Annotated in this window: 19 protein-coding genes; all 19 read right to left on the bottom strand. The window is 57.8% G+C overall.

Going from position 1 to position 18,247, the window contains the following annotated elements:
* The coding region (locus tag J3489_RS25120) for an ankyrin repeat domain-containing protein (RefSeq protein ID WP_207002691.1) at positions 1-1,353 on the bottom strand (1,353 nt) is incomplete at its 3' end.
* A gap of 50 nt (positions 1,354-1,403) precedes the next feature.
* Entirely contained in the window at positions 1,404-2,732 is a 1,329-nt protein-coding gene (locus tag J3489_RS25115) for a KfrB domain-containing protein (RefSeq protein ID WP_207002689.1), read from the bottom strand.
* 83 nt (positions 2,733-2,815) lie between these two features.
* Positions 2,816-3,352: a KfrB domain-containing protein gene (locus tag J3489_RS25110; protein ID WP_445267842.1), complete on the bottom strand. Its 537-nt coding sequence runs from the start codon at positions 3,350-3,352 to the stop codon at positions 2,816-2,818.
* Positions 3,353-3,490: 138 nt separating this feature from the next.
* Positions 3,491-3,745 carry a hypothetical protein gene (locus tag J3489_RS25105; protein WP_207002685.1) on the bottom strand — a complete coding sequence of 85 codons (255 nt, stop codon included), beginning with the start codon at positions 3,743-3,745 and terminating at the stop codon, positions 3,491-3,493.
* Positions 3,746-3,872: 127 nt separating this feature from the next.
* Entirely contained in the window at positions 3,873-5,360 is a 1,488-nt protein-coding gene (locus tag J3489_RS25100) for a DUF5710 domain-containing protein (RefSeq protein WP_207002683.1), read from the bottom strand.
* 159 nt (positions 5,361-5,519) lie between these two features.
* On the bottom strand, positions 5,520-6,785 hold the full coding sequence (locus J3489_RS25095) for a ParB/RepB/Spo0J family partition protein (protein ID WP_207002681.1): 1,266 nt from the start codon (positions 6,783-6,785) through the stop codon (positions 5,520-5,522).
* 50 nt (positions 6,786-6,835) lie between these two features.
* Positions 6,836-7,585 carry a ParA family protein gene (locus tag J3489_RS25090; RefSeq protein ID WP_207002679.1) on the bottom strand — a complete coding sequence of 250 codons (750 nt, stop codon included), beginning with the start codon at positions 7,583-7,585 and terminating at the stop codon, positions 6,836-6,838.
* Between the two features lie 111 nt (positions 7,586-7,696).
* A complete protein-coding gene (locus tag J3489_RS25085) occupies positions 7,697-7,903 on the bottom strand; it encodes a hypothetical protein (protein ID WP_207002677.1) in 207 nt (68 codons plus the stop codon).
* A 112-nt stretch (positions 7,904-8,015) separates the two neighbouring features.
* Entirely contained in the window at positions 8,016-8,387 is a 372-nt protein-coding gene (locus tag J3489_RS25080; RefSeq protein WP_207002675.1) for a hypothetical protein, read from the bottom strand.
* Between the two features lie 266 nt (positions 8,388-8,653).
* Positions 8,654-9,973: a TraB/TrbI/VirB10 family type IV secretion system protein gene (locus tag J3489_RS25075; protein WP_242540283.1), complete on the bottom strand. Its 1,320-nt coding sequence runs from the start codon at positions 9,971-9,973 to the stop codon at positions 8,654-8,656.
* A 123-nt stretch (positions 9,974-10,096) separates the two neighbouring features.
* The gene (locus J3489_RS25070; RefSeq protein WP_207002672.1) at positions 10,097-10,954 is read right to left on the bottom strand and encodes a TrbG/VirB9 family P-type conjugative transfer protein; all 858 of its coding nucleotides are present in this window, start codon (positions 10,952-10,954) and stop codon (positions 10,097-10,099) included.
* A gap of 64 nt (positions 10,955-11,018) precedes the next feature.
* Positions 11,019-11,951, bottom strand: a complete 933-nt coding sequence (locus tag J3489_RS25065; protein ID WP_242540282.1) for a VirB8 family type IV secretion system protein — start codon at positions 11,949-11,951, stop codon at positions 11,019-11,021.
* A gap of 35 nt (positions 11,952-11,986) precedes the next feature.
* Positions 11,987-12,676 (bottom strand): P-type conjugative transfer protein TrbJ, encoded by a 690-nt coding sequence (trbJ, locus tag J3489_RS25060; RefSeq protein WP_207002669.1) that lies wholly within the window; start codon positions 12,674-12,676, stop codon positions 11,987-11,989.
* Positions 12,677-12,678: 2 nt separating this feature from the next.
* A complete protein-coding gene (locus J3489_RS25055; RefSeq protein ID WP_207002668.1) occupies positions 12,679-14,142 on the bottom strand; it encodes a type IV secretion system protein in 1,464 nt (487 codons plus the stop codon).
* 257 nt (positions 14,143-14,399) lie between these two features.
* Positions 14,400-14,585, bottom strand: coding sequence for a hypothetical protein (locus J3489_RS25050; RefSeq protein WP_207002667.1), 186 nt, complete (start codon positions 14,583-14,585; stop codon positions 14,400-14,402).
* A gap of 22 nt (positions 14,586-14,607) precedes the next feature.
* Positions 14,608-14,760, bottom strand: coding sequence for a hypothetical protein (locus J3489_RS25045; protein WP_207002666.1), 153 nt, complete (start codon positions 14,758-14,760; stop codon positions 14,608-14,610).
* A 57-nt stretch (positions 14,761-14,817) separates the two neighbouring features.
* Positions 14,818-15,324, bottom strand: coding sequence for a hypothetical protein (locus tag J3489_RS25040; RefSeq protein ID WP_207002665.1), 507 nt, complete (start codon positions 15,322-15,324; stop codon positions 14,818-14,820).
* A 68-nt stretch (positions 15,325-15,392) separates the two neighbouring features.
* Complete coding sequence (locus tag J3489_RS25035; RefSeq protein ID WP_207002664.1) at positions 15,393-15,605, bottom strand: hypothetical protein; 213 nt, start codon at positions 15,603-15,605, stop codon at positions 15,393-15,395.
* 79 nt (positions 15,606-15,684) lie between these two features.
* On the bottom strand, positions 15,685-18,222 hold the full coding sequence (locus tag J3489_RS25030) for a TraG/VirB4 family ATPase (RefSeq protein WP_207002662.1): 2,538 nt from the start codon (positions 18,220-18,222) through the stop codon (positions 15,685-15,687).
* Positions 18,223-18,247: the final 25 nt, after the last annotated feature.

The raw sequence follows: 18,247 nt of genomic DNA, 5'->3' as shown, positions 1-18,247 counted from the left end.
CGGATCGAGCAGCGATTCCCGCGAAAAGTCAGGCCGACCGTCGCGGATAATTTCGAGATACGTGCGAGCCAACTCCTCTGTGGTACCCAACTGCCGTGCATAGGGCCTCACGCTCGCCTCGAACTGCTTCGGATCGAGCAGCGATTCCCGCGAAAAGTCAGGCCGACCGTCGCGGATAATTTCCAGGTACGTGCGAGCCAACTCCTCTGTAGTACCCAACTGCCGCGCATAGGGCCTCACGCTCGCCTCGAACTGCTGCGGATCGAGCAGCGATTCCCGCGAAAAGTCAGGATCGCTCACGCTGCGCGGGGCCGGCTGAGAAGCCACCACGTCCGGAGCCTTAACATCAAGCGACGGCGCCTGAACTTCCGGTACGCTGATCGCGCTCGGCTCGACTGATTTCGGCGAAGCGCCAGCGCCCTTCATGCGCTCAGCGCCAAACAGATCGAGGAGTTCCTTCGCGGTCGCACCCGTCGGCATTTTCATCGTGACGTCCGCCCCATTTTTCAGGAGAACATCGACCAGGCCCTGGCTTTGCGTTGCAGCGTAGTGCAGCGGTGTCAGGCCTTGCCCGTCAACAGCGTTGACGTTCGCGCCATGCGCCAGGAGAATCTGAGCCATCTCGGCGTTGTCGTGCATAGCTGCAAAGTGCAGCGGCGTCGTGCTCGGCGATGGCTTCGCGACCGGGCCTGTACCGACCACATTTGGTTCCGCGCCTTGCTCCAGCAGCGTCTTTGCGAGTACCGCGTTGCCGCGGCCCAATTCTTCGGCGAGTCCCGGTTGGTGGCGCTCGAGAATTTCGCGAGCGGTCAAGCCGGTGTTGGTTCGCATCTGCTCATGTGCGCCGGCCTCAAGTAATTGCCGCGCGACGATTTCACTTCGCGACGCCGCGTAATGCAGCGGCGTGAAGCCATCCTTGTCTTTGGCGTTGGGGTTCGCGCCGGCCTTCAACAACGCCTGGACCAATTCTGGTCGATTTGCGCGCGCGGCCGTATGCAGGGCCGTCGTCCCCTTCGGCAAGTCCACTCCGTCCTTCCGCCAAGGCGCGTTCACGTCTGCACCGCGGGCAGCGAGGATATCGACACCGCGCGCATCGATCGCCATGTGAATGGGTGCGAGACCACCGTCGTAGAGCTTTACATCGGCGCCACGCGCAACGAGATCGGTGGCCAGTTCATGAAGTCCGAGTCGAACGGCCAAGGAAATAGCGGGCGTCCCACCCAGCACACTCGTCCGCTCGCGGATATTCGGGTTGAAATTGTTCTTTGCGAGGATGTCACGCGCCTTCCTCTCGTCCTGCGCATGGATAGCCTGAAAAAAATCTTCTCTAACGCCCACGATGGATCCCTCCAATCACTCAAAAATTCAACAATAAAGCGTGGACTGAGAGCCCACGCTACCCCTCAACGACTACGCGACTGGCTTTGCGACTGGCTTCGCTCCTGAACGGCCGCCTTTCCTTGGGCACCGTATCGAATGGTCACCGTCTGCCCTACAACCGGAACCTGGGCGAGCCGACCCACATCATGCGCCTTCATGTACTCCCTGCCAGCGGACTGCAGCACATAGCGGTCAGTCACCGCCAGGATCTGGCCTGACTGGAACTCCCCATCCTTGCCCTGCGCGAACTGGACGCGGGCTCCAGTCAACTTTTCTTGCGCGATTGTGTCGATCTCCTTGCGCGCCTCGGCCTCCTCGCGAACTTCGCGACGGACGTTCTGCACAGCGCGCGAGAGATCCTCCATAGCACCTGGTTGCCCCAGAACGTCGTCGGAAACCAGGTAGCCCCCCAGATCACGATTGAACGCAACGCCGTCCGCATCGTACTTCTTCAGTGCATACAACTGGGCCGCAGCCTTCGGGTTGTAGTCGAGCGAGACCAGCATGCCGCCATCGGAGCGCGCAACAAGGACTCCATCGACCTTCTGGCCGATCGTCGCGTTAAATTTCTCCCGCGCGAGCTCGCCGAGCCGCTCGCGAGCCTGTTGCCCCGTCAGCACCGTCGCGGTGCCGTTAGCGTCATAGCTGACGCCGACTTCATCACCGGCGTACACCTGCCGATCGAGGGCGGCCGACTGATGAATGACAACCTGCGCCGATTCCTTCTGTCCGTCGACCAGTTGCGCCACAAAATGAGGGTTCGCCGCGATGACCGGCCCCGAGTAGATCCAGTTTGCCCGATGGAAACTGGTAATACGGACGGAAGCGTCTGGATCCGCACCCGTTTGTCCTGCGGTGATCGCCTGGCGGGCCTGGGCGCCGATCTGTTCACGCGCAGCCTCGACAGCGGAGAGGACCTGGCCCGCGCCTGCCAACGCGCCAACGAGCGCGCCGCGCGACTCCACCGGAATACGCCACTGTTTCGACTCACCATCGAACGCCGCACCGGGCACGCCGCGCATCATAGAAACGATCGCCGGATGATATGGTAATTTCGCTCGATACCCCCCCGACTCAGGCGCAAACACAACCTCACTGCCTTTTGCAGCACTCAGGCCCTCAAAAAGGTTTGGCTCGCCGACAGGCACGTCAACTTCCAGTCCAACGTAGTGATCGACGACAGCCCGCTCTACCGAAGCAACCGGCTGCGCCGGCCAGCCTTCCTTGTGCGCCATTTCGCGAAATTCCGACAAGAGGTCGAAAGTCATTTCGACGCCTTTCCCGGCCACCTTGAATCCCTTGTCCGTATCGAAGAACGACACGTCGACTTTACCGCCCTTACGACTTGCCATGACACAACCTACAATAAATGTTGAACAGACCGCCAAAAGAGTAGGCGCGAAGCCTACGCGCGACCTGCTGGCAGGTCGCAAGCCTAACGGGAAATGCCTCCCCGTTTGTGCGATCGGACTTGCTCAACGACAAGCGCAGGCCGACGCAAATCCTCTGAATACTTGATATCAAACATGCTGCCAATGACGGGAACGCGCTGCAGCTTCGCCAATTCATGAATGACCAACTGCCCACGGCCCAAGTCCTGGACGACGTGCATGTCAGTGCGAGCGATCGCCGTCCCAAGGTACGACTTGTTCGGCTCAGCGGCCGACAGGACAGTTTCCTCTCCCGCCTGTTCACGCGCCCGTTGCACTGCCAGGGTGTAACTCGCATTCAGGTTGCGTTCGACTGTTTCCGTCTCAGGACTCGCCAACTGCCCGCTCTCGCGGAGTTCCCGCTCCTTCTCATAGAGCGTCTTCGTGCTGCGAGATACTTGCGGCAAGAGCAAGCCAAGCTTGGCAGCAGCTTCGCCGGGGCGCATGCCGTCGACCATCACAAGGCGCGCGGCCTCAAGCGACTTGGGAGACATCTTCGTGTCCTTTGCCAAGCGATCGAACACATCCCCATTCATTGCCATCAAGAATCAAGCCTCTCGAAACGAGCGCGATTGCCCCGCGCTACCGCCAAATGTGAAAAAGCAAAGACCGGCCGCGTGCGACGCTAGCCGGTCCAATTTTCACCAGTAAAAACGCCGGCAGCGTGACACCTCTCCCGGTCACATATCATCGAGTGCCAAAGCTGCATTGATGCGCACATCATCGAACCACTGCACCGCATCGCCCAGCGAAAATTCACCCCGCCGCATCGCGACGGATACTTCCGACTGCTCCAGCTCCGCACCCGCCAGATCTTCTGCCGTGAATTTTACCTTCACAGCCGTCATCACGGACCTGGTATCCGCCATGACGCGCAGGCCAGAGACGCGTGGCGAAGAAAAGACTGCAGCTTGTTTCATAGACAGCGCTTGCATCAGGCAACTCCTCGTAAAAACACCCCGTAGTGTGACAGTAGTATCCAACCGCTTTAACAGCTTGTCAACACTAAATTAACACCACATTAACACCTGCCGGGCACCCTTGCCCGGCCAGGCCCCTCAGTTATTTTTCTGAACAGATCACGCGCCGATAGGTCGATCGGCCATCGTTGATGTTCTCGATCTGCACGAGCGCGTTGTACCGCGGCCGCAAATGCTCTAGTTCCTTCTTATCGATGCCGAGCTTCCGCGCTGACTTATCATGGGTTGTTTGATCGAGGAAGAAAATGATCTTCGCGCCGATATTTTCCAGAAACGCATCGCTGAAGTTCGACACTGACTGCGACACCGCCCAGAGATTCAACCCGAACTTTCGCGTCTGCTTTGCGATTTTGTTCGGCATGTTGTCCTCCTCGTCATTGAAGTATGTGTCCGATTCATCCAGCACCGCGATGTCGCAAACGTGATCCTGCTCGCCTCGCTGAAAGGCTTCATCGACGAGCCGGGAAAGCGAAAAGTGGACGAACAGGTCCGCCTCCTCATCCGCCATCGCGCTGATGTCGCGACGCCACACTCCGCACAAAGGATCGAAGGGCGGCGGCTCGCTGCGGAAGATCCCGTAGTCGTTGATGTTGACGAGCCGGTCGTAGATTGAACTCATTACGTCTAGCCCGCGGTAATCAAGCAAGTCCTCGAGCTCCCGACCCGTCTGCACGGAATCCAGATAGGCAGTAAAAGCTTCGATCGCCTTGTCGCGCGCATTCTCTCGCTTCTTCGCGATGGCTTCCAGTTCGGCGCCGCGTGTTTCCTTGTTGGACTCCACGGCGAGACGATGGTATTTGGCGGCCTGACGGTTCACGTCCAGGGCGTGAGTCATAACCGCTGCGTTGGCGCCGAGATACACCGCCTGGAGCTTGCGATAGGCGAAGCTGACGGCATCTTCGAGAGTCGGCGGCGTCTTGAATAGAACCTTGGGCTGCCAGATCAATGCATCACCTTCGTATCTGTCGATCGGCAACCACCAACTCTTGAGATCACCGTCCCACCGCGCGCCAACTGCCTTCGCTGCGTCGCGCTGTGAATATGAGACGTCAATGAACATACGGTCTTCTTTGCCCAACATCTTTTCCGCAATCTCTGTTGGATCTTGCGGAATCCATGTGTGCGGCTCCTTGGTGTATCCCCGCGAGAGGTACAGTTCCCCGAGCAACCTTCGCATGGCGGCGACTTGGCGCGCGCCTAACTTGTGTGAACGATTGACCCCAACCAGGAACTTGTTAATGGACCTTCTGACCCCTCCGAAATGCGGGTCTGGATTCACTTCGAGGGGATTTATGCAGCCGTACGGCGTCGACTCGGAGAAGCGGACGACGGATTCGCCCGGTGTTCCGAGATCACCGTGTTTGTCGAAAACGTGGAACCGGACGCGCCCCTGCGAACTCGCGGCAGCTTGGCTGATCGCCCTTCGCAACAGCGTCGACTTTCCGGCGCCGCTCTTGCCTGCAAACATCAGATGCGCATTCACAACCGACCGCACATCCCACACCACGGGGACACGTTTGCCGTTCTCGCGCTCAAATGGATACTGAACAATCCCGACGGGAAATTGCATGCTTAACCCTGCTTCGTCTATATCGGCACTTACGTTGGCAACCTTGAACACCTTTTTGTAACAAGGCGAAAGATTGCACACCGTGCTTAAAGTACCACAAATCATGCATAAGTAAAAAGGCCGACATTGCTGTCGGCCTCTACCCTGCGTCTCCGGACCTTATTTCCGCTTGGTCAGCTTCTGTGCTGCTTCCGCAAGACGCAACGGAAGCGCGGTAGACGGCAAATCGGTCACTTCCTCGCCCAACTCTTCCAGAAGCGAACGCAACGACGTTTCGTCAAGGCGGAAATCGACCGCAACCGCACGGACCTTTTCGCCGACTTCGCTCTTGCCTTTGCCGAGGCGGTCGAACACCGCAACAAGCTGTCCGAGCGAGAGACGGGAAGCCACCGTCGAAGTCGCCAGAGCATTCATCTGGTGCGCACCCACCCGCTCGCGTCCGGAAAAATCATGCGCCGGATCGTCGTTCGCGTACGACGGCTGCTGGGCTGAGGCGCCGCCACCGTTAAGTCGCGGACCGGGTGCACCGACAAGATCCGCCGGCGGACGGTATCCGTCGTCGTCGCCGTTATCGTCGGCACCGTCACCGAGAAGCTGGGCAATAGCGTTAGCTTTTGCATCACCTTTCGGGCTGCCCGCGCTCTTGGTGGCCGCAGCGCCGCTCGTTGAGGAAGCCTGAGCCTGAACCGCCGAGTCAACCGCCGCCTGCGTTGCCCGGTCCTTTTCTTGCCTTGCAATCGCTTCCAGCGCCTTGAGTTCCTGCGAGGTCAGTTCACCGCCACCGCGCTCTTTCAGCGTCTGCAGGGCCTCCTGCTGAATATGTTCCGGAAGCTGAAGCACCGCATACAGAATCCACGCCTTCGTGATATAGCCAGGCTTGACCCAGAGCTCGCGGTTCTTGTCATCTGCAAATGCAAGATACCGGGTGATCCATGCCGGCTTCTTGTTGAACGCCTTCGCCAACTCCTGCTTTTGCATGCCGCCGCCCTTGACGATCTTGCTGATCTGGCGTGCGAGATCGTTTTCGTTCAGGTCGTCGCGCTGGATGTTCTCGGCGAGTTGATAGAGTTCGAGCCGGACCCCCTCCAGGTCATTGCGAACCTTAGCGGGCATCTCGGTCATCCCGAGCAGTTGGCAGGCACGCGTGCGGCGCTCGCCGACAGCAACAACATATCCGTCCTCGACCTCCCGGACCGTAATGGGATGCATCAGACCGTTAGCCTTGATGTCATCGGCGAGCTCCTTCAGCTTCTCCATCACTTCCGGCGCAATTTCCCCGTCGAGAGTGTGGAAATCCTGCCGCGGCTGATCCGGGTCGAAGCTGATCTTGCCCATCGGGATCATCAGCATACCGGCACCCGCCGAGTTACCTTTCGCCTTCGTCGCAGCGGCACGCTGCTGAATCTTGTCAAGAGTTGCTTTCATTGTCTCGTTCCCAAATCGTGTCGATTAGACCGTTGTCCACGCGCTGCCTTCTAGCAGACAACGGCTTTGCAAAAGTTCAGCCAGAGGTCGCGGAGTTTCTTGTCCGCTCCGCGATATCGCCACACCGGCACCGGCATTTCCTGTTGGCGCGAATCGGCAACGGCAACGCGGTCGCCCAATTCGGCGATAAGTTGATCGCCATAACTGGAGCGAACGGACTCGAGGATCATCTTGTGCGAGCGTGACGAAACCTTCAGCTTGTTGATCGCGGCCATCCAGACGACGCCGGGATTGTCTTCGCGCACGAGCTCAAGCGAATCGAGGACGTTCTGCATGCCAATCACAGATTCGATTTCCGGCTCAAGTGGGATCAAGACACGATCCGACCAGTAAAGCGGCGCCATATGGCGCAGACCAATCGCCGGAGGGGTGTCAATGACAATGACGTCATAGGGAAGCTGCCGCAAGCGCTGCCGCATATCCGTAGAGAACGCGATGTCTTCGATACCTTCGACGTTGTCAATCCCGTCCAGCTTGTCGTGGCCATGGAAAACGTCGATGCCGTGCGATGTCTTGTGAGGTGAGACCGCGTCATCCGACAAAATCAGCGCGTCCGCACCACCTTCGTACTCGCGGTGGATATTGAATTCCCCCGTCAAAGCCCGGCTTGCGCTACCTTGCGTGTCGAGGTCGATAACCGCCGTTCGAGCGCCTTGTTCCACCGCGCACATGGCGAGATTGAATACGAGCGAAGTCTTGCCGACCCCGCCTTTCTGATTAATTACGGTAATGATCCTCATTCGTGGCTATCCTATTGCGTTGTGCGCGCGTGGCGCCATCATACGCAGACCGACTGATACCGCCCAGTACCTGCCACATCGGCCCGCCCCCTTACACACCCATCCCGGCATTCAAACCGGACCGCCATCCACTCCTTCTGGCTTCTTCAGACGTGGATGCTTACCCAACCAGTCACGCATGAGATCCTGTGCAGTGACTGCGACAGCGCCGCCAGATTTGACTGTGGCTTCCGCCGCCAACGCTCTAAACTGCGCCATCGCCCACTTCTCGATTCGCAGCGTGATCGCTTCAGTTTCGGATTCCCTTTTCTTAGCCATGCCTCGCTCCCTACCCATGACGGTATGATACTACAACATCACAATAATATTGTACTAAATTTTCTCTAGTGAAAATGACGAGACGAAAAGGCCTCGCCAAGCGAGGCCTCTCCTACCGTGGCGGCATGATGTACTTGCACCACCAATAGATCGCCGTGTAACAAAACGTCGACATCGAGACCTGAAGTTCGGCGCAACGGTCTTCGATCTCTTGCTTGAGCTCGGGAGACACCTGTATGTTGAAGGTCTTCCATCCGGTCTGCGATGGTCCGTCTCCGGCCATCGCTTGCGGTGACTTTGGTGTTCGCCAGTTCAAGGGCGGCTCGGCAGCCCACGGCCGACTATCCAGAAATTTACGCAGCATGTCGTCATGCAGCGCCAAAAGCTTCCCGTACCGCAGCATTGCTAACCCTTTCAGGTACGCAATGATTTGCGCCGGACAGCGCGTCTGAATGAAATCAGACCGTTGTGGAGCATTCGTCATAGTAGATAGTTGTAGGAGGTCTCGAAACCAGAGTAGCAAATTCAGCATGCCCACTTGTAACAATAAGTACCTATGGACAAAGTGCGGATGCGCACATGCCTTCAAAGCGAAAGCAAGATAAAGGTTATTGGCCCGCATCGCAACATCGAAATGCTACATCTACCAGAAATATCCACCCACTGCCAATAGTCAGCAACTAATCAAGAAAAAAGCCCGCGAACGACAGAGCCGTAACGCGGGCCCAACTTCGAGTGGATCAGTACGGCCTACTGCCAAGACCAGGGATGATCGAAAGCGATGTTCTGCTTCACAAGGATACTGAAACGGGTGCCGTGAAGCGTCGTGATCGTAGGTTGTACGTTGAGATAGCGCGAGATCATCTGGCCGGTTGTTTGGCCAAGCTGCTGACCGAGTTGGGCGGTCAGCTGCTGCGAGACAGTCGGGGCGCTATATGTCCCGCTCGCATTCGACGATTGAGGCTGGGAGAGTTGCGCACCAGCAGTAATGACTGACATAAACACTGCAGCTTTGAGCATCGGCCAAAGATGATTGTCAATATCTCCAGTCAAGCCGGCCGCGCCCTGTTGATCGGTTCCGGGCATCCCTTGGATCTGCAATTCAGAGCTATCCGGAAACTTGATCGTGTCCCAAACAACCAAGACGCGCGACTGTCCGAACGCGACCTGAGAATCGTAGTGACCAATGAGTCTCGACCCACCAGGAATGAGGACGTACCGTCCCGTAGCGGAATCCATAACGTTTTCGCTAACGTGAGCCCGCAGAGTGCCTGGCAAGTCTGAATTCAACTTCGAATCCATCATCGCGTGGATCTCCCAGCCAAGATCAATCTGATAGGGCGATCGCGGCGGTTGAAGGGACGTACTGAGGTACGTCGACGGAACCGCCGTCGCCGCTGCATTCAGGAACGCCTCTTTGTGGATCTGCTTGTTGGGATCGTCCGCAGCCGACGCCTGAGCACCCATACCCGCTCCACCCAGCGGATTGGCCTGCGACGACAGTCCACCCAGCGAAGGCAGAGCCGGCGCAGCCGCTGCTGCGTTCGGTGACCCCTGAGTCGACGTCGAGTCAGAAAGTTTCGACTCGGCCGCCGACCTAAGAAGTTGCCGTCGGGTCAGTTCCTGCTGCATGTCGTCCTGCTGCAGCGCCGTCAGTTGCGCAGGTTGCCCTTGACCGTTATTAATTCCCGGCACCCGAGTGCCTCCTGGCCCGCCCGCTTGCCCTCCCCCAGGCGGCGCCAACGGATCCACACGCCCGCCCGAAGCCGTCGACGTACCGGCTCCACTGGGCGCACTCGCCGGCGCACCGCTACCTGTTGCCGACCCGGCCGCATCCGCCGCTGCCGGCGCGGATACCGGAGTGGGCTGTGCTACGCCGTTGGCGGCATCCGCGACCGACTTTGGCGTTGATGCCCGTGTTCCATCGTCCGATGCTTTTTCGTCCTGCTTTGCCTTCTTTTCCAGCGCCTTGGCCTGCGCCTCTTTGGCAGCAACCTCCGGGTCAGGCAGGCTAAAGACCGCGACTACCACCAGCATGACCAATCCGCCAACTGTTCCGATGGCGAGCATCTTCACCTTCGGGCTCAAGCCACGAAAGCCCCGTGGTTTCTTCTTGATCGCCGTGGGTCCGAGACGCTGCGGTGCGGCGCCGAAACTCGGCTCTGCCTTATTCGCTTCGCTCACAGTCGCCCCTCACCAATACCATTTCTTCTGCTTGTCCCAGATGATCGTGACGGTCGTAACTGCACCATCACTACCACCCCAAAGCAGCTGCGCCCTCTGGAACAGCTTGTCGACGATGAAAAACTCACCATCATGTCCGGCGCGCCGACTGTCCACATCCTGCGGTTTCCCGTCAGCGTCCAGCACGACCACCGTTGGCACCTCCGTCTTGTCCATCAACTTTGGCATCTGAATCCAGACTCGCGTGCCGTCATTGCCCACCCGCACCGGGCGCGTTGATGCGTCGCCGCCGCGGATCGTGTAGCCCCAGTCGACCTTGTCCAACGACACTGACGGAAGATCAGCCTTGCGGGCTCTGGCTGCGTCTGCCGCCTGACCTGCCTCTGCTGCCTCGTTCCAGTGCTGAACAATCTGGTCGGGGTAATAAAACCCGATATGGTTCATGTAGTCGGTTTCAGCGACGGGCGAAACCAGCTTGATGTGATACGTGCGACGATCCGTGAACAGCATCACGTTTGTCTCGATGCCATTCAGTTGCGGCTTGAAAATGACGTGCGAAATTTTCTTGCCGGAGGATGCATCTATTGAGCTCGCCATGAACTGTTGCCAAAGCTTCGTATCGCCGCGAGACGAATCGATCAGAGTCTCGCCCGGCTCGAGGTCCACTGCGCACGCGTGCATGACCCCACACGTCAGCGTCGGCAGATACTGTCCAAACGGATAAATGACCGTGCCATCGTCAGAAACGATTGGCTTGATCGTATTGGTCTGTTGCCACTGCCGCACCTGATCCATGACGGCATCGTCGAGCGACTTGAATTCCTTCTTGCCGGCCGCGTGGACCGAAAGCGGCAGCATCAACGCCATGCACGCTGCGCCGAGTAGGCCCACGAAAGATCGCATCCGAATCGTCACGATCAAACCCCCTGAATTAAAGAATCTTTGCCCAACTCAGCGTCTGGACGTAATAGCCGCTCGGGTTTTGGCGCAGGGCCTTTTCCGAATCACCTGGAATAAATTGATCCGTCAGGTGTCCCTTGTACTTCACAGGAGGCCCCATCTTTGCGCCCGACTGATTGATCGACTGTTCCGACCACTCCACTTCCCAATTTCCGTCCGACAACTTCAATGCGGTGGTGACCGAAGGCTCGACCGAGTGATCTTGGGCGATTACAAAGGGGTCGTTGTCGCCGGACTGCTGCGACAACACCCATTTCCGCGCCGCGGAGTCGTCCGGCAGACGCGAATAGCACCGCTCTTGAATCTTTCGCAAGCCCATCTTGTCCGCGATCACCGTCCGGCAATTCTCGATGAAATCGATCGTCTCCCGGTATTCCTGCCTTGCCCGGAGAACTGCCTCCGGTTGGTCACTCGTGATGAGCATTGAGCGGCCCAGCTGGTCAATAGCAATGGGCGCCGGTTTCATCTTGGGGATATGCACGGCGTAGGCCACCACGCCGACCATCAACACACTCAGCAACTGTGAAGTCAGAAAAGCCCGCTGCCAGTTTCGAGCGTGCGCCGCGAGCCGCATCTGACGATCGTCGTACGCTTTCTGCGCTCTCGCCCACGGCGACATCGAATGATCGAAATCGTCCGCAGAGGTCCCTCCCGGGAAGGCTCGCGCCCAAGTCGCATCAACCAGACCATCTCCTTCGGGTGCGGGTACAGCGACATGGACGGGTGCGCCGGACTGCTGGACTTGCGCTGAATCGCGCGGCTTCCTCTTAAACATTCGCATTGCCCCTCGGATTTTCACCGGTGAAAACAATAAATAATGCATTTTGCACAAATCATATAGGGCTTTGCACAGATTCTCAAGCCCCTTGCACACCGCATTGGAAGTTCCAAGGATGAACAGCATCGGCAATGCATAAGACCCCTGCCGGTGCTGACCACTTATTGGGGCAGCGCCTTCCGGTTGGGAATGAAGGCTCGAAGGTTCGAGTCGTCGGCCGCAGCCTTTTCATTGATTCCCGCGAGATACGACGCTTGAGCCTGCGCCTGTGCTGCTTGCAACTGACGAAGCTGGCGTAGCTGCTGCACTAATTCAACAGAGATTGCATTTCCTACCTGTGCCGCCTGCATCTGTCCCACCGCCGTCTGACCCTGCAGACGTAGCTTGTCGATTAAGGCGTCCTCGGTAGCCACTTGATCCATCGTCCAGCCGGCAGACGACAGTGCGCCCTGCACTGCGCTGCGGGTCTGGTTGCCCCAATTAATGATGCTGTTAAGCATGTTCCCGCTCTGCCCATAGCCCTTGTACAAATTCGAGAAGTTGCTTTCCACGCTTTGCATCGAGTAGCCGACGGACTGCGCCGTGTTGTAGGCCTGACGGACGTTGTTTAGCGCATCCATCGTCTGAGACCACGGGGTATTGGGATTCGTCACGGCCTGCTGTAACTGGAGCGCGTAGGACTGCGCCTTTTGGGCGGTCTGGGTGACAAGCTCCAGATTGTTCATGATCTGGGTTACTTCAGTAGACCCACCCGTTCCGGCGACAGTACCTGCCTCCGCAAGCGGGGCGCTGCCGGCCGAGACGAAGATAGCCACTGACAAGGCAATTTTGATTTTAAGACGTGCGGTCATGATTACTCTCCTGCTGCCCGCGGATCGATGTGGACATGCACCGCACCCGCGTCATTGCCGTGCATGCCTGACAGCTGCTCCATGCCCGCTGACGCCAGTTTGTTCGCATGTGATTGGCCGCCGCTGTTCAGACTCTGATTGATCTTTTCAAGGGTTTTGTGAAGATTCGCATCGCCCGAGTTCGTGGGACTGCCGGCGCCCCCTCCCGTCGGAGCCCCAATGGATGCGTCTGAAGCATCGCCGGCCGGTGTCGGCGCTTTGTCTTGACCGGTTTCGCCCGTCGGCGCCGAAGACTTGTCGCTCGGCATGTCTGCGGAACCCGCCGCATCCGGAGACGTCGGCGGAGGTGCCGTGAAACCCGAACCCATTGGTCCGAGCAGTTCGTTCGCCACCCGTTGATTGGACGGCGTACCGCCTGCAGCACCACCTGGCGACGCATTAGACATCGTCCCGCCCTTCGATCCACCTGGGAACGCATCTGCCATCGAGACATAGCCTTTGCCCAGCATGTTGCCCAAGCCTTGGGCACCATCGGCGCCCATCGCCTTGCCGGCCATTCCTGCACCTGACTGCAATGCGTTCGCACCGATCGCTGCGGCCGACGCGATAGCGGTCGTAGCGTTGGCGATCGTGTTCACCATCTGCAGGCCAGCGAACATTGCGTCGTTGCCCGAAAGATTGCTCTGCCCGCTTGCCAGCGATCCGGCAATCTTGCCCGCCGAAAAAGCAGCAACCGCAGCGAGACCACTGCCAAAAACAGCCTCCCAGATCACAGTCCAGTCATTCGCGCTGATCCCAGAAAAAGATGCGTCCCATACAACCGCCATCTTGTGAACCATGCCGACGATGACGCCAAGGATCAGAATTCGGTAACCCACAGACAACATTGTTTGTAGCGGCGCAATACTAGCCTGCTTCAAAGCGTCGAGACCACCTGTCGCGAAAGCAATCGGCGCAGCCGCTGCGATCATGTAGAACTCGAGCGTCGCTATTGCGACCGCCAGTGAGATCAAAAAGAAAGCGAGAAGGATCGCGATACATGCGACCGATAGCATCAGCGACGGGAAGAAGTTCTTCATTGCCGCTATCAGCCCATCGTTTGCGCCTGTCGCCGCGTTAAACGCTGCCACCAGGTTGTTTTGCAGGGTGATCCCGAGTTCCATGATGTCGCCCGGATTCATAGACGTCCCACCAGACGATAGCTGCCCAAGCTGCACGAACGAACTGAAAATCTGATTCAGGACATCGTAGTGGTTGGTGATCAGGTAGGTTAAAAACCCAACCCAGATCATCGCCATAATCAGCTTCGAAACGGCGGGCATGAATTCACCACCACTTGCAGCCTCAAATACCAACTTATAGTTGCGCAGAGCAAACTGGATCAGGAACAATGATCCTAAAAGCTTGAACGCGACAGGGACAATCTGGTTGCCAATGCTGAGCGAGCCCGTCTGCATTTGGCTCATCACCTGCGCATATGGGTCTGCCGCCAGCGCTGGTCCGCAAAGCGAGCACAGGGCAAAAGCTATGAACGAGAGAACGCAGGCGCGTCTCGATAGAGATGCATTGGATACAGACCGCTTTGACGCGGCCGCTGTGGCGAGATAGGTCATAGTGAGCCGTCCAGGTGAGACTATCAGTTCCTTCCAAGCGACCTGGGACGCCAACTCGGTAGCGCCCCCACCCACCCTCTGGCGAGCTCAACCAATATCACTGCTCAAGGCTAGTTCGGGCAGGAAATTACCTTGCCGGTATCGATGTCTTTCTTGCAGGGGATGAACTGCCTGAGCGCCTTGTCGTTGTCTGACGTTGCGCTAGCCGTCGGCGCCGCCGCGGTCGGCCCATCCTTGTTGCAGCCAGTCAAGGACAGAACGCACACCAGTATTGCCGCGAAAATTCCAACCTTCATTTGCCATTCTCCCAACGTGTTGTTATGCCAAGGGCGCCGCTTTCTTCGCGCCTTCATCCGTATCGCCGTCGCCCGGGCGCTTTCCGACCTCGGCCTGCGCAGCCTCCTCGGAACTCAGGGCCGTTTCTTCAAACGCCCCGAGCTTCTCCGCTTCGACCTTGCTGAATTCTTCCATTCTGAACTCCGTTGATCCTGCTACTGACAGACGACGGCGGGTTGGCATTTTACTGGGTCAACCGCCCCCACCGGTATCGGGCGGGTTGCAATTCAACGGCGGGATCACCAGCGACAGATGATACTTTCCGTTGTCCGTCAGGTCCTTCTGGACAAGCGACCACTTGAACTGGTCGTCGCTGTCGTATGCAGCGTTCCACGTGCCCGCAGCTATTCGCTGGGCTCTCATCGAGTTAAGGGCCGAGCGTCTTGCCTGCACCTGTGCCTGAGCGTCAGGGGTCAACACGCCGTATCCGACGTACATCGTCCACCCCAGCACGGCATTCGTGGTTCCATCGTTTCCGGGCAATGGCACGAGCACTTGAACGCTACCTGGCAGCCCAGCGTCGTAGCGACCGTACGGCGGATAGAGTCCGCCTTGGTATGTCCCCCACGCTCCACTTTGTGCCAGATAGTCGGCCTGTGTCTTGGCCGGGTTATACATACCCACGAACACGAGGCCAGGCTGACCGGCCTCCGGAATCGTGATCGTCTCGCTATAGACGGGCACTGTGCCACTGCACATCACCTGCCCTGCCCGTGCGTTAACGGCACAGGTCACCAACAACATAAGCCCGATCATTCGCAGCATTTTTACCCCACAAGAAGAAAAGGTACAGCAAGTAAGGCTCCATGCAGCGCGGCGCGCCTGAAGCCAACCCGGCGACAGTGATTGACGGCCACGCGCAGAACTTGCCCGGCCACGTAGCCGAACGCCTGTGCCAGCAACCCGACGAAGAAATGAGCAACTGGGACCGTCACACGCGAAAACACCAGGAAGACCACCAACAGCCAGAAGTAATGCATCTCGCTCTCCTTTTACCTTTCCGACATTATAACATTATTTATTGAATGTTGTATTTTCACTGGTGAAAATGGTACTAGGCTACGCCGCAAACTTGTCGATGTTGTACTGCGACTGGTTTGCCGCGTACCGCTTGAACAAGGCCAGCATTTCTTCGTCGACGCCTCGGTCCTGCAGCCACTCGTGCACCCAGTTCGATCCATACTTGCGTTTGAACTCGTTCGCCTTGTCCGTGTTTGCCACTCCCGCAACGGCAGTAAGCGCAAGCCCGATCGGCCCGAGTGCCAGCTGATACATACGACGCCCATAGGGCGAAACGTAGTAGTAGTCCCGTTTCGGAGTCGCCTTGGACAGCAAGAAGATTTGGCGCGGAGTGAGTCCAAGCGACTTGTAGTACGCAGCCGACACTTCTTCGTCGGCGTCCGTATTGGGCAAGAAGATCTTCGTCATGCACGCCGAGTAAATCGTGTCGCGGATGGCCGAGTTATGGAGATCCGCAATCTCCTGAGTGGCGAAGACCACCGAAGCGTTCGCCTTACGCAGAACCTTCAGCCACACACGCAACTTTTCCTGGAAAAATTCGTGATTCAGCATAAGCCACGCCTCATCCAGCACAATCAGCACTGGCGAGCCATCAAGCTGCCGCTCAATGCATCGGAACAGATACATCAGGACAGGGACGACATGCGTGTCGCCCATCTCCATGAGTGTTTCCATTTCGAAGACAGTGAAGTGAGAAGCCTCAAGCGTGTCTTCCGTCGCATTCAGAATGCCGCCAGCGCCCGTGCCCGTGGTGTAGTACTCGAGCGCGCGCTGCATCTCCTTGTCCTGCAAGATCGACACGAAGTGGTGCAGGGTTCGCAGGTTCCTCGGTTGACGTCCGACCGCCGCAAGCGCCTTCCGGATCTCACGCCGACGACTTGAGTTGACCGCCACCTTTCCAAGAACCAGCATGGTTTCGACCCAACCTTCTGCCCATGCGCGTTCGGTAAGCTTGTCAACGTGGGCAAGCGGGCAGAACCCGACTTTTGTGCCCTCGGCCATGATGTTGTAGTGAATCCCGCCGCAAGCCTGGTTCAGCACGTAGGCGGAGTACCCCTTATCAAAGGCGAAAACTTTCGCATTGGGATACCGAAAGAACTGCGCAATGAGGAACGCCAGCTTGGTCGACTTGCCGGCGCCGGTCGGGCCGACCACCAGCGCATGACCCACGTCACCCACGTGCAGGGAACCCCGGAAGGGCGTCTGACCTGCACTATTCCCGTAAAACAGCGGTGGCGCTGTTACCCGATCCGGATGTGGATATTGCTCACGGATCATCGGGCAAGGATTTTCCTCAAGGCCCTGCCACGAAGCAGTAGTCGGCAAGAGATCCGCGAGGTTGTATGTGTGAATCATCGGACGACGGATGTTTTCATATCCGTGCCCAGGCAGCGAACCTAAAAAGGCTTCGACAGCGTTCAGGTCCTCGTCTCGCACTACAAAGTGCTTCCGCCGTAGTGCGTCGCACACTTGATCGGCCATCGTCTCAAGAATGTCAGCGCTCTCATGGTAGAGAACGATCACCGAGGTGTAGTACCCAAATGCCACCGACCCTTTCTTCAGAAGTGCTTTTGCCAGATCAGCGTCCTGGCTCATGTTCAGCGCGTCGTGGTTGATCGATCCGTTCTGCTTGTTCAGAAACTGGTCAGTCCAGCCGCGAACCTGCTGCTTCCATTTTTTCCGGTGCTTTTCGATCTCCTTCTCTGCGATCGATTCCTCCTCGAAAATGAACCGCGTCGACCACCGATAAGCCACGGGGATCGTATTGAGGATATGCAAGATGCCCGCGTGCGTACCTTCCGGGAGAGATTCAACCGTAATGGTCTTGACGAACTTCTTCCCGATGCGTGGCATCGTGCCGCCAGCGAAGTCCTGGCTACCGATAATGGTGTCCAGCCCGAGCGCAGCCATGTATTTCGGCACGATGATGTTCTGCCGGATACCCGTCGCGCACCAGTGCAGAAACCCGGCCTGGGGATCGACCGTCACAGTCGTATTGGTCGGGATGTTATGGGTTTTGTACGGCAGCAGTTGCTCGATCTCCGTCAACTCGATGCGCAACTCGTTGACGATGTCTCGGACAGTCTCCTTGAAATACGCGAGATGCTGAGCGCCGATCGCCGCGTTCTTGCCGCTTAGGTCCTCACTTTGCTCGAAGAGAAATTCCTTTGCCTTGGATTCGAGCATGTACGGCGGCAAATAGGTGAACGTCAGAATCGCCTGACCTTCAAAGTGAAGCCCTTCTTCGTGGTATTGGCGGCGCCGCTCTTCGTCAAACAACCTCGTCACCGGGTCGGGGAAAAAACCCTCAGGAGCATAGCCCGAGCTCTCGAACCGAAAGCCATTGCACTGAATCATCCACCCTGCGTTGAGGCGCAGGACCGCGGAATTTACCCGGTTCGATATCGCCTCCAGCTCACGCGCGGAACTTGATTCGGTATCCTTGCCGACCAGTCGGAACGAAGTTATCAGTTCACCGCCCTTGCCGAGAACAATGCCACGGTCAATCAGCGATGCATATCGCAGATAGTCGGCAAAGCCAGTCAATTTGTCGCGAAATTCGTTCTGAAAGAACATGCTCAGTCACCTGAATGCGTTTGGC

Origin of the sequence: Trinickia mobilis, from assembly GCF_017315705.1 — a bacterium.
GTDB lineage: Bacteria > Pseudomonadota > Gammaproteobacteria > Burkholderiales > Burkholderiaceae > Trinickia_A > Trinickia_A mobilis.
Note: the sequence above shows the minus strand (reverse complement) of the source record. Positions and strands in the feature narration are given on the sequence as shown.

Excerpts from the sequence above, each read along its gene's own strand:
- J3489_RS25080 (WP_207002675.1), bottom strand. The coding sequence starts at position 8,387 with ATGACGAATGCTCCACAACGGTCTGATTTCATTCAGACGCGCTGTCCG.
- J3489_RS25110 (WP_445267842.1), bottom strand. The coding sequence starts at position 3,352 with ATGGCAATGAATGGGGATGTGTTCGATCGCTTGGCAAAGGACACGAAG.
- J3489_RS25050 (WP_207002667.1), bottom strand. The coding sequence starts at position 14,585 with ATGAAGGTTGGAATTTTCGCGGCAATACTGGTGTGCGTTCTGTCCTTG.
- J3489_RS25070 (WP_207002672.1), bottom strand. The coding sequence starts at position 10,954 with ATGGCGTTGATGCTGCCGCTTTCGGTCCACGCGGCCGGCAAGAAGGAA.
- J3489_RS25100 (WP_207002683.1), bottom strand. The coding sequence starts at position 5,360 with ATGCAATTTCCCGTCGGGATTGTTCAGTATCCATTTGAGCGCGAGAAC.
- J3489_RS25030 (WP_207002662.1), bottom strand. The coding sequence starts at position 18,222 with ATGTTCTTTCAGAACGAATTTCGCGACAAATTGACTGGCTTTGCCGAC.
- J3489_RS25045 (WP_207002666.1), bottom strand. The coding sequence starts at position 14,760 with ATGGAAGAATTCAGCAAGGTCGAAGCGGAGAAGCTCGGGGCGTTTGAA.
- J3489_RS25105 (WP_207002685.1), bottom strand. The coding sequence starts at position 3,745 with ATGCAAGCGCTGTCTATGAAACAAGCTGCAGTCTTTTCTTCGCCACGC.
- J3489_RS25085 (WP_207002677.1), bottom strand. The coding sequence starts at position 7,903 with ATGGCTAAGAAAAGGGAATCCGAAACTGAAGCGATCACGCTGCGAATC.
- J3489_RS25095 (WP_207002681.1), bottom strand. The coding sequence starts at position 6,785 with ATGAAAGCAACTCTTGACAAGATTCAGCAGCGTGCCGCTGCGACGAAG.
- J3489_RS25090 (WP_207002679.1), bottom strand. The coding sequence starts at position 7,585 with ATGAGGATCATTACCGTAATTAATCAGAAAGGCGGGGTCGGCAAGACT.
- J3489_RS25035 (WP_207002664.1), bottom strand. The coding sequence starts at position 15,605 with ATGCATTACTTCTGGCTGTTGGTGGTCTTCCTGGTGTTTTCGCGTGTG.
- J3489_RS25065 (WP_242540282.1), bottom strand. The coding sequence starts at position 11,951 with ATGCTGTTCATCCTTGGAACTTCCAATGCGGTGTGCAAGGGGCTTGAG.
- J3489_RS25040 (WP_207002665.1), bottom strand. The coding sequence starts at position 15,324 with ATGTGCAGTGGCACAGTGCCCGTCTATAGCGAGACGATCACGATTCCG.
- J3489_RS25075 (WP_242540283.1), bottom strand. The coding sequence starts at position 9,973 with ATGCTCGCCATCGGAACAGTTGGCGGATTGGTCATGCTGGTGGTAGTC.
- J3489_RS25115 (WP_207002689.1), bottom strand. The coding sequence starts at position 2,732 with ATGGCAAGTCGTAAGGGCGGTAAAGTCGACGTGTCGTTCTTCGATACG.
- trbJ (WP_207002669.1), bottom strand. The coding sequence starts at position 12,676 with ATGACCGCACGTCTTAAAATCAAAATTGCCTTGTCAGTGGCTATCTTC.
- J3489_RS25055 (WP_207002668.1), bottom strand. The coding sequence starts at position 14,142 with ATGAGCCAAATGCAGACGGGCTCGCTCAGCATTGGCAACCAGATTGTC.